This is a genomic window from Rhodoblastus sp., assembly GCF_019449565.1.
GTDB lineage: Bacteria > Pseudomonadota > Alphaproteobacteria > Rhizobiales > Beijerinckiaceae > Rhodoblastus.
Genome location: NZ_JAGRPM010000043.1, coordinates 32,270 through 41,252 on the forward strand (window position 1 = coordinate 32,270; position 8,983 = coordinate 41,252).

Consider the following 8,983-nt stretch of genomic DNA (forward strand, 5'->3'; position numbering starts at 1 on the left):
AAATTGCAAATTCCGTCCGCTTCGGGAAAGCTCTAGAATCGCTTTCATGGAATCCACCTGAGCGAGGTCCCATGTCGCAACGCACGTCTTCGTCGGCTCCCGGCCCCGCGCCTGTCCTGGCCGATTTCCCCTTCCAGGCCCGCGAAAAACTGCGCTATGGCGACACAGATCGGCAGGGCCACGTGAACAACGCGGTTTTCGCGACATTTCTCGAAACCGGCCGTGTCGAAATGCTCATCAATGGCGGCGCGGACCTGATGGGGCCGAATGGCGCCTTCGTGCTGGCGCGGCTGCTGCTCGATTACCGCCGCGAGGTGAACTGGCCAGGCGAGGTCGAGATCGGCACGCGCGTCGCCTTGGTCGGGCGCAGTTCGCTGCGGCTGGAGCAGGCGGTGTTCCAGCACGGCGAATGCGTCGCCACGGGTGAGTCGACCGTCGTGCTGACCGATGTAACGACGCGGCGCTCCAAGCCCTTCTCGGACGAGGCGCGGGCCTTTCTCGAGCGGCAGACCGGTTAGGGCGCGAACACGTTCACGCCGCCCTCGGTCTTCGGATAGGGCAGGTCGCTGACCAGCCGCGTCGCGGGCTTCGTTTGCGCGAAGATCGGATCGAGGTCGATGGCGAGATAGCCGAGGCGGTGGTTGTAGTCGGCGATCAGCAGGCGGTTGTGGGTCAGATCCTTGATCGTGACCCATTGCGTGTAATCGGAAATAAGCGAGCCGTCTTCGAGCTTGGACTGGGCGACGCCGATCGGAATATCCACGGTGTTCAGGATATGCGCGACGGCCTGGCTGGCCTCCGCGCCGGTCTTCGAGGCCTGGGTTCCATGCTGCAGGAAGGCCGCGCGCAGGAAACGGGACGGCGGCGTGTAATCGGCGGGAAGGCCGACAAGTCCGCCGCCCTGGCCGATCGCCGTGACATTGACCGCGCCGATCTGACGGCTCGGCACGCCGACCGTGGAAAGGTTCAGGTAATTGCGCAGATTGTCGAGGTGCCAGGGATAGGTCGGCGCATTTGTCAAAACATGGGCGACATTGTCATGGATGCGCGCTTCGCCGTCGACATATTCCACCACGATGCTGGCGCCGCTGCGGTCGGTGAAGACGAAATGGAGCAGGGGCGGGGTCGGGCCGGTCGCGAGCGAGGAATCCGACCAGACTTTCGTTACCTGAAGCGCCGCGCGCAAGTCCTTCACATTGGCGAAGCGCCCCAGCGCCCAGGCGCCGAAGGACAGGATTTCGACGGCGGATTTATCCTGCGGCGTCACGGACTGGTAGGTGGTGAAGCCCGGCAGGAAATTGCCGCTCATGCCGAGGCCCTCGGAATTCTGTCCTTCCAGCAAGGGATTGCCCGGCATCACGCCGGCTCCGACGCCGACGAGCGGATAGAGGATTTCGACTTCTTTGGTCGGCAGGCCTGAATCTTTCGGCGCCGTGAGCGTCAGCTTGGCGCCCTTGGGCAGGCTGACGAGCTTCCATTGCATGTCGAAGGCCCATTCCATCGTCCGTCCCGCGATGACGGTGTTGTCGGCCGCCGTGATGTCGACGGCGGTGCAGGAAATGGCAGGCAGGCCGGCGGCCATCAGGGCGACGGAGGCGACGATCGCACGCAACATGATTTATTTTCCCACGATTTGGACGATGGAGCGCCGTTACAATCGTGGATATGTATAAAGGAAATTATAATCGCAAAAGGCGAGTTCGACGCTTCAACCCAGTTTCCGGCGATGGATCGTCGCCAGGCCAAGAACGGCCATCGCGAAGGCCTGATGCGCCAGCGCCGCATGCAGCGGAACGGCGAGGACGAGCGTCGCGATTCCCAATCCCGCCTGGACCAGAACCAGCGCGGCGAGCAGCCCCGCCCGACGAACGGCCCGCTTCGCGAGCGTCTCACGGCTGATATGCAGCGCATGAAACAGAGCCAGCGCCGCCAGAAGATAGGCGGTCATGCGGTGCTGGAACTGCACCATCGTGACATTGTCGAGGAAATTGGCGGCCCAGGGCGTCAGGCTGAACAAGTTTTCGCGTGGGGGGATGAAGCGTCCGTCCATCAGCGGCCAGGTGTTATAGACCAGCCCGGCGCGCAAGCCGGCCACCAGGCCCCCGAGGCCGATCTGCGCCAGAGCCAGCGCCACGAGCGCCGCGCCTTCGCGCCGGAAACTCGCCCCGTCAGGGCCGAGCGGGTCGCGGTAATTGGGCATGAGGCCTGTCGCCGTCCAAAGCACGGCGGCGAAGGTCGCCGAGGCGAGCAGCAGATGGATCGCAAGCCGCTCCTGCGCGACCTCGACGCGATGGACGAGGCCGGACGAGACCATCCACCAGCCGACGAAGCCCTGCAGGCCGCCCAAGGCGAAAATGCCGGCGAGCCGCCAGCGCAGGGCGCCCGTGATTTTCCCGCGCGCGAGAAACCACAGGAAGGGGAGCGCGAACACCAGACCGAGCAGGCGCCCGAGCAGGCGATGGCTCCATTCCCAGCCATAGATGGTCTTGAACCGGGCGAGGTCCATGTCCGGGAACAATTCGCGATATTGCGGAATCTGCTTGTATTTGTCGAAGGCCGCGCCCCAATCGGCCTCGTTCAGCGGCGGCAGGACGCCGGTCACCGGCTTCCATTCCGTGATGGACAGGCCGGATTCGGTCAGTCGCGTCGCGCCGCCGACGACCACCATGGCGAAAATACCCGCCGCGACCAGCCACAGCCAAATTCGCACGGCGCGTTGTGGGTCGGGGGTCGGCGCAGCAGCGCACGAAGAATTGCGATTCGGCATGTCGTTTCCGATGGCGTTACGGGCTTTTAGCCCGGCGCGGCCAAGCGGCAAAGAAAAACCGCAGCGGGGGGCCACTGCGGTGTGAATTCGAAGCCTTATGCGGCGTCACTCGTCGCCGGAATCGCCGCCGTCGTGGCCGCCCGGACCCATGCCATGGCGCTCGCCCGGACCGCGCCCCATCATCGGGTGGTGGCCGCCCATCATCGCGCCGCGCATTTCCTCGAAGGCCGCCTTCTGCTTGTCGTCGAGGCTGTTGTAGAAGGCGATCAGCTTGGGCGTTTCGGCCTTCAGCGCGTCGAGCCGATGCTGCATCATCTGCTCGCGGAAGGCCAGACGGTTGGGGAAGGTCGAGAGATCGGGCTTCTTGGCGCAGAGGGAGGTCTTGAAATCGGCCCGCTGCTTGGCACGCGCGTCCTCAAGATCTTTCAGCGTCGCTTTCTGAGCGTCGTTCAACTGGAGGATCGTCGCCATACGGGCGGCGCGCTTTTCCATATGCGAGGCCATTTTGTCGCCCTTGGCGTCGGCGGAGCACATGCGTTCGATCCAGCCCTGCGGTCCCTTCGGCATGTCCGGCGCAGCGTTCGCCTGCGAGAAAGCCAGTCCGCCGGCAACGCAGGCCAAGGCCAAGGCGGAAATTTTGAGGATGCGCATTCTAATCTCCCAGAATATTTTTTCCGGCGCCGGCCGTAATACAGCGGCGTCATCCTTTATTTGCACCTCGCGGCATGAACTTGGTATGAACGCGCGAAGCCGTGCGCCCCGCCGCGCGGTCGGCGTTTCCTCGGGGAGAGTTTTCAATGCGCAGCCGCCAGCGGAAATTGATCGGCGCGATCTTCATGGTCGTTTTTGTCATCGTCTATGCGCTGGCGGCGATGATGCTGGCGCAGGTCACGGCCCTGAAGGTGCAATCCGGCGTATTGCGTCTGCTGATCTTCGCCGTGCTGGGCCTTGGCTGGGCCGTTCCGATGGTCCCGCTGATCGCCTGGATGGAGCGCCGGGACGACTAATTTAGCGAGCAATTACAAATTGATTCCATTTGCCCCAAACAGCTAGTGCTAAGCGATAAGTATAAATAATAAAAATCGAGCAATGGCAGAGCTTGTTGTGGTCATGACGTAGTGTTAATTTTACATAAATATAAAGAAATGCCGCAGCCGGATGGCTAAAGCGTTGTCGTTTGCTGAATGTTGGCGATGCCGGCTGAAAGGCGTTCAAGTAGAAACGAAAAACTGAAGCGGCCGCGAACGCGCTCGATCTTCAGTGCGTATTCGCGATTCTCCTAGCTGCCGTTATCAGCCCAGGGAGGTTGCAATGAAAAAAATGTTAGCGGCTCCCACTGCAAATTTCGCGGTTGTGAAGCCCATACTTCTCTCCATGGCGCTCGCGGCCTTAACTCCAGGGATGGCCCGCGCCGAGATGATGGAGAAGAAGGGGACCACGCCCTACGTGACCCACTTCATTTTCCGGCCCGTGCAGAGTCTTGCGGCTCCCGGTTTCTCAGCCACCTTGCTGGAAGCCGTTGGAACCACCCAGAACATGAAGGGGGAGAAGATGCTGGACAAGATGTCGGCGCGATGCACGGCGTTGAGCGTCGACTCCGGCCCGAAGAAATATATCGATGGCGCGTGCGTCCTGGCGGATGCCGACGGCGACAAGATTTTCTCGACTTTCGATACCCGCGACGTTGACAAGTCACAGCCGGCGATGAGTTGCGGCACCCACATCATCACGGGCGGCACCGGGAAATACGCTGGTATCACCGGCAGTGAGCCGTTTGCATGCAATGCGATGCCGGCATTGGCTGGTATGGGTGATTATTCCGCTATGGACATCCCGCACAATACGAGTTGGGAGATCAAGGGAAAGTAAGTCTTACTTCCTTGGCGGGATCGCCATCGTAGGGGGACGGCATGGGCGTTCATGACGTTCCTTGACAGGCGACGCGACCGTTGTAAGCGGCTTGCGCCCTCAGCCCACATTGACCCGGCGGCCGCCGTTCCAAAGAAAGAACGGCGCGCCGGACAGCAGGACGTCGAACGAGGCGAGATCCTGCCAAAGCCCATTAACCGACATGCGGGGCAGGGCAAGCAGTTGGTCCGCATGCTGGCGGAAGACCATGCCCGGGCGCGTGGTGACGGCGGTGGCGAAGCCGGCCTCGGCGGCCAGCGCGAATTCGCGCGGACCGGCCGATGCAGGATCGCCATAGGGAAATGCGAAATGGCGGCAGGGCAGGTCGAGTTCGCGATGGAGGCGATTGCGGCTTTCGACGATTTCCGCGCGCGCCGCCCCGACCTCCAGGTCCGCGAGCCGCGCATGGGTCATCGAATGGGCGCCGATGGCGACCAGGTCATGAGCTGCCATCTCCCGCAGTTCCTCCCAGCCCAGGCACTCGGCTTCGACCAGCGCGCGCGGGTCAATTCCGGCCTGCGCGCTTAGTTCCGCCACTGCCGCGAGCAGGCGCTTCTCGCCGCCGCCGCGCAGCTTCTGGATGAGCAGTTCGAACGCCTCGTTTTTCTCGGAATTATCGGTCGTCAGCAGCCCAAGCTCCTCGCCGTCGAGGTTCAGCTCCACGACGTCGAGACGGCGGATGGCTTCTTCAAGCTCGATCCACCACAGCCGCGCCGTGCGGTCGACGAGGCCGGGCGCGACATAAAAGGTCGCTGGCGCGTCGTGCCGCTCCAGCGCCGGGAGCACATGGTCCAGCATGTCGCGATAGCCGTCGTCGAAGGTGAGCGTCGCAAACGGGCCTCCCTCCCCGCTGACCAGCCGCGACGCGGCCTCATCGAGCGAGACGATGGCGTAGCCTGTTTCGCGGAGGCGAGTCAGAATGGCGTCGAAGAAATCCGGCGTGATTTCGAGTAGGGCGTTGGGCGCGAAGGCGGCGTCCCGGGCCGGGCGGACGCGATGAAAGGTGAGGATGACGCCGCGGCCACGAAAGAAATCTCCCGCGAGCCGGTGCAGCTGCGTGGCGCGAAACAGGCCGAATCCGGCGGCTATCGCGTTTTTCTTCCAATCCATCCCGGCCAAGGCGCTCCAGCTTTGTCGCGAAACAACAAACTAGCAATCATGCATTGACCATTTGTTGATAGGACGGAAACTCTTCGCGCCGAGGGAAAGCGAATGTCCGTGGCCGCGCCGCAAATGCTTTGTCCTTCTGCCGCTCTGGACGCTGCGCCGGCCGGGGCTGCTTTCGCGCGCGTTGAAGTTTATGACGATCCGGCGCGAGTTCTCGATGAGTGGCGCGACCTGGCGCCCGAAGCCTGCGGCTCATTCTATCAGAGCGAGGCCTTTCTGCTGGCCTGGCTGGAAAGCTTTGCCGCGCGGGAAAAGGCGAGGCCTTTCTTCATTCTGGCGCGCGACGAAGGCGGCGCTCCGCTGGCGCTGCTTCCGCTCGGCCTTTTTCGTTTTGGCTCGCTGCGGGTCGCGCAATTCCTCGGCGGCAAACATTCCAATTACAATCTCGGCCTGTTTCGCGCAGACCGGACATTCACCGCGGGCGATCTGGAGGACTTATTGCGCGCGGCGGCGCGCGCCATCCCCGATGGCCCGCACCTCTACCGACTCGTGAATCTGCCGGTATCCTGGCGCGGCGCGGCCAATCCGCTGACATTGCTGCCGCATCGCCCTGCCGCCAGCAACGCTTTTTCGACGCGTCTGGCCGGGGACGGCGAGGCCTTCCTCGCGACGCGCCTTTCCGCCGACGCGCGCAAGAAATTGCGCAAGAAGGAGAAGCGCCTCGTGGCAATGGGCCCATTGTGTTATTTCCGCGCCGAAAACGCGCGCGAGTCGGAGCAGATCATCGACGCTTATTTCGCGCATAAAAGCCGCCAAGGCGCCGGGCACATCGCGCCAGAGCAGGTCGATGCGACACATGACTTCTATCGCGCGCTGGCCCGCCACGACGCGGGGGAAACAATGGAGTTTCACGCGCTGGCGCTGGATGGGAGACTCATCGCGGCTCTGGGTGCCGGTCGTAACGGCGGACGGCTCCAGGGCACTTTCATTTCCTACGAGTCCAACCCGGAGATCGCCAGATCCAGTCCCGGCGAATTGCTGCTGAGCCATGTCTTGCGCGACGCATGCGCGCGGAACCTTTCCGCGTTCGATCTCGGGATCGGAGAGGCTCGCTACAAGCACGTCTTTTGCGACGAAACCGAGCAGCTTGCCGACGTGCTGTTCGCGCCGACCGCGCTCGGCCGCGTGGCTGCGCCCTTCTTCGCCTTCGCCGCGACGATCAAAACCGCGATCAAGCGCGATCCTCGCCTGTTCGCGCTGGTGAGGAAATGGCGCGCCCGTTGACGGTTTTTGGCGCATCCCGCGCGGCCCGGGGCCGGGGAAAGCGCGGAATGAGTATTGACCGGCGCGGAGAAGCCCTGTACTTCCCCTCTCGCCCGTAAGGGAGCGCGTAGCTCAGCCGGTAGAGCATCTGACTTTTAATCAGAGGGTCCTGGGTTCGAGTCCCAGCGCGCTCACCAAGCAAAATCAATGGCTTAGGTGACAGGTTGACGCGGATTTCAGGCGTGTTTTTGCGCTCGGTAAGCGCTCGGTAAGCAGTTTTTGGAAATCATCGGTAAGCGCCGGCGCACCGCCACAATCTCACTTCGGCCGCGCCAATGGCAGGTAAGATGCCGACCCAGGCCCCGACCATTGCCACGATGAAGGCCAAGGGCCTGACGGGCGTTTGCCCCGTGTGCCGGGTCTGCCATCATTCCGCGTCCGTAGCGTTCGATGTGATCGGCCTTCCTGACGGAACCCCGTTCCCTGAAATTGGCCGCGCTCGCCGGTTTCGCTTCTCGACCTGCGGGGCTCGTGATTTTGCCGTTGTGCCGGACTGGCGAGGGGCTATCGCGCGCTGGGGATGGGCAGTATGTGAAGATTCGAGCCCTGTGGCCACGTCATTGCGAATCGCTACGGCCTGCCTTGCCTGGCTGGACGGTTCAAAAACCGATTGGATTTAGGAGGACGGATTTAATCATGAAGAGCGACATCAAGTGGATCAAGCCCCAGTGCATGCCCGACCACCAAAAGTGGATATGGGCGAACCTTCATAAAAAGGGGAAGTCACAAGCTGGCCTCGCGAAAGCCATCGGCTTGAGCGAGGCGGTGATCCGCGCATTGGCCACCGGCAAGACCACCCGTTTGACAGTGCATGAAGTGGAGGCGATGGCGGCATATTTTGACGATCCATCCCCAGCGATTCCCACGGAGGTCAAACGGGCTGATAAATTCGATGCACCATTTAGTTTCGCCCACCTTCAAGATATTTTAACCCTTATGATGAGAGCTCGATTGTCTGGCGACGAAGTGTTGGATGAAATGCTTTCTCAAGAAAGCGAAGAATACGAAGAACATGGAATGCGCACGATTTGCCAAAGTCCCGATGAAGCAGCGGAGATTCTGAAGTTCGCTATCTATTTGGCCGACGGCAAAGATGAGCTTCGTCAAAAATTGGGATACATTCTTGCAATGACTTATATAGATTACAGTCATCCAAAAAACCAAAAGGCAATCAACGAAGCAATCGAGATGGCGGGCGACGAGACCTTGAGACATCTCATCTGGACAGCCAGAACCATCGTTCCTGAAGCCGCGATTGACCGCTTCATCGCTGCTCAGACCTGCGACTGAAGTCAGGCGTCCCTACCTGGTGATAAGAGTTGGCCACGACGCGGACAGCCCAAACCTGGTCCATCGGCGGCCCCACCCGCGCCATCGACAAAAGAAGCGAAAATCTAACGGGACTTGTTATCGGCGCTCGGTAAGGCAAAGATCACGCTCAAAAGGATTTTTGATTTGCTCACCGATCACCACAAAGTCATTGCCGGAAAAATCTGGGAAATCGCTAATCGCCTGCGCGGCCCCTATCGTCCTCCGCAATACCGACTTGTCATGTTGCCGATGGTCGTGCTGCTGCGGCTGGACTGCGTTCTTGAGCCGACCAAGGCGGCAGTGGTCGCTAAACATGCCCGGCTTGCCGTTCATAATTTTCGGGCTAACTTGGCAGTGAGTCGCCAACGCCCTGGGTCATTGTCTAATTTTGTTCCAGCCCTCCATTTTGCATCTTTGTCCTGATTGCCTGCCGGAATGTCTGAAGCCGCCTTCCACCCTAAAATCAAAGAGCGCGTAGCGATTGACCAATTGCTCGCAGCTTACGGCTGCCTCGTTCAATCGAGAGCAAAGCTAAAACTCGGCGCGGGCAACGGGGTCGAGGCCAAG

The 8,983-nt window shown here is 61.3% G+C and carries 10 protein-coding genes and 1 tRNA gene; 7 read left to right on the forward strand and 4 right to left on the reverse strand.

Features of this window, described 5'->3' with window-relative positions; translation table 11 throughout:
• Positions 1 to 71 precede the first annotated feature (71 nt).
• A complete protein-coding gene (locus tag QZ409_RS11160) occupies positions 72 to 518 on the forward strand; it encodes a thioesterase family protein (protein WP_296710827.1) in 447 nt (148 codons plus the stop codon).
• Here QZ409_RS11160 and QZ409_RS11165 read toward each other — a convergent pair.
• The 3 genes from QZ409_RS11165 to QZ409_RS11175 all read right to left on the reverse strand — a co-directional run bounded on the left by QZ409_RS11165 (position 515) and on the right by QZ409_RS11175 (position 3,418).
• The gene (locus QZ409_RS11165; RefSeq protein WP_296710831.1) at positions 515 to 1,615 is read right to left on the reverse strand and encodes a choloylglycine hydrolase family protein; all 1,101 of its coding nucleotides are present in this window, start codon (positions 1,613 to 1,615) and stop codon (positions 515 to 517) included. The genes QZ409_RS11160 and QZ409_RS11165 overlap by 4 nt on opposite strands.
• 93 nt (positions 1,616 to 1,708) lie before the next feature.
• Positions 1,709 to 2,767 (reverse strand): COX15/CtaA family protein, encoded by a 1,059-nt coding sequence (locus tag QZ409_RS11170; protein WP_296710832.1) that lies wholly within the window; start codon positions 2,765 to 2,767, stop codon positions 1,709 to 1,711.
• 105 nt (positions 2,768 to 2,872) lie between these two features.
• Positions 2,873 to 3,418 carry a Spy/CpxP family protein refolding chaperone gene (locus QZ409_RS11175; RefSeq protein ID WP_296710834.1) on the reverse strand — a complete coding sequence of 182 codons (546 nt, stop codon included), beginning with the start codon at positions 3,416 to 3,418 and terminating at the stop codon, positions 2,873 to 2,875.
• Between the two features lie 146 nt (positions 3,419 to 3,564).
• Here QZ409_RS11175 and QZ409_RS11180 point away from each other — a divergent pair, with 146 nt between their 5' ends.
• Both QZ409_RS11180 and QZ409_RS11185 read left to right on the forward strand, forming a co-directional pair.
• Positions 3,565 to 3,774: a DUF2842 domain-containing protein gene (locus tag QZ409_RS11180; RefSeq protein ID WP_296710836.1), complete on the forward strand. Its 210-nt coding sequence runs from the start codon at positions 3,565 to 3,567 to the stop codon at positions 3,772 to 3,774.
• Positions 3,775 to 4,078: 304 nt separating this feature from the next.
• Positions 4,079 to 4,636, forward strand: a complete 558-nt coding sequence (locus tag QZ409_RS11185) for a hypothetical protein (RefSeq protein ID WP_296710837.1) — start codon at positions 4,079 to 4,081, stop codon at positions 4,634 to 4,636.
• 99 nt (positions 4,637 to 4,735) lie between these two features.
• Here QZ409_RS11185 and QZ409_RS11190 read toward each other — a convergent pair whose 3' ends face one another.
• Complete coding sequence (locus QZ409_RS11190) at positions 4,736 to 5,785, reverse strand: polysaccharide deacetylase family protein (protein WP_296710839.1); 1,050 nt, start codon at positions 5,783 to 5,785, stop codon at positions 4,736 to 4,738.
• A 102-nt stretch (positions 5,786 to 5,887) separates the two neighbouring features.
• Between QZ409_RS11190 and QZ409_RS11195 the strand changes: the two genes are divergently transcribed.
• The 4 genes from QZ409_RS11195 to QZ409_RS11210 all read left to right on the forward strand — a co-directional run bounded on the left by QZ409_RS11195 (position 5,888) and on the right by QZ409_RS11210 (position 8,839).
• A complete protein-coding gene (locus tag QZ409_RS11195; RefSeq protein ID WP_296710841.1) occupies positions 5,888 to 7,066 on the forward strand; it encodes a GNAT family N-acetyltransferase in 1,179 nt (392 codons plus the stop codon).
• Positions 7,067 to 7,166: 100 nt separating this feature from the next.
• Positions 7,167 to 7,242, forward strand: a tRNA-Lys gene (locus QZ409_RS11200).
• A gap of 499 nt (positions 7,243 to 7,741) precedes the next feature.
• On the forward strand, positions 7,742 to 8,395 hold the full coding sequence (locus QZ409_RS11205; protein ID WP_296710842.1) for a helix-turn-helix transcriptional regulator: 654 nt from the start codon (positions 7,742 to 7,744) through the stop codon (positions 8,393 to 8,395).
• A 114-nt stretch (positions 8,396 to 8,509) separates the two neighbouring features.
• The gene (locus QZ409_RS11210; RefSeq protein ID WP_296710844.1) at positions 8,510 to 8,839 is read left to right on the forward strand and encodes a type I restriction-modification system subunit M N-terminal domain-containing protein; all 330 of its coding nucleotides are present in this window, start codon (positions 8,510 to 8,512) and stop codon (positions 8,837 to 8,839) included.
• Positions 8,840 to 8,983 lie beyond the last annotated feature (144 nt).

Bases quoted from the DNA above. Each gene is read 5' to 3' on its own strand.
- QZ409_RS11160 (WP_296710827.1), top strand. From the start codon at position 72: ATGTCGCAACGCACGTCTTCGTCGGCTCCCGGCCCCGCGCCTGTCCTG.
- QZ409_RS11165 (WP_296710831.1), bottom strand. From the start codon at position 1,615: ATGTTGCGTGCGATCGTCGCCTCCGTCGCCCTGATGGCCGCCGGCCTG.
- QZ409_RS11170 (WP_296710832.1), bottom strand. From the start codon at position 2,767: ATGCCGAATCGCAATTCTTCGTGCGCTGCTGCGCCGACCCCCGACCCA.
- QZ409_RS11175 (WP_296710834.1), bottom strand. From the start codon at position 3,418: ATGCGCATCCTCAAAATTTCCGCCTTGGCCTTGGCCTGCGTTGCCGGC.
- QZ409_RS11180 (WP_296710836.1), top strand. From the start codon at position 3,565: ATGCGCAGCCGCCAGCGGAAATTGATCGGCGCGATCTTCATGGTCGTT.
- QZ409_RS11185 (WP_296710837.1), top strand. From the start codon at position 4,079: ATGAAAAAAATGTTAGCGGCTCCCACTGCAAATTTCGCGGTTGTGAAG.
- QZ409_RS11190 (WP_296710839.1), bottom strand. From the start codon at position 5,785: ATGGATTGGAAGAAAAACGCGATAGCCGCCGGATTCGGCCTGTTTCGC.
- QZ409_RS11195 (WP_296710841.1), top strand. From the start codon at position 5,888: ATGTCCGTGGCCGCGCCGCAAATGCTTTGTCCTTCTGCCGCTCTGGAC.
- QZ409_RS11205 (WP_296710842.1), top strand. From the start codon at position 7,742: ATGAAGAGCGACATCAAGTGGATCAAGCCCCAGTGCATGCCCGACCAC.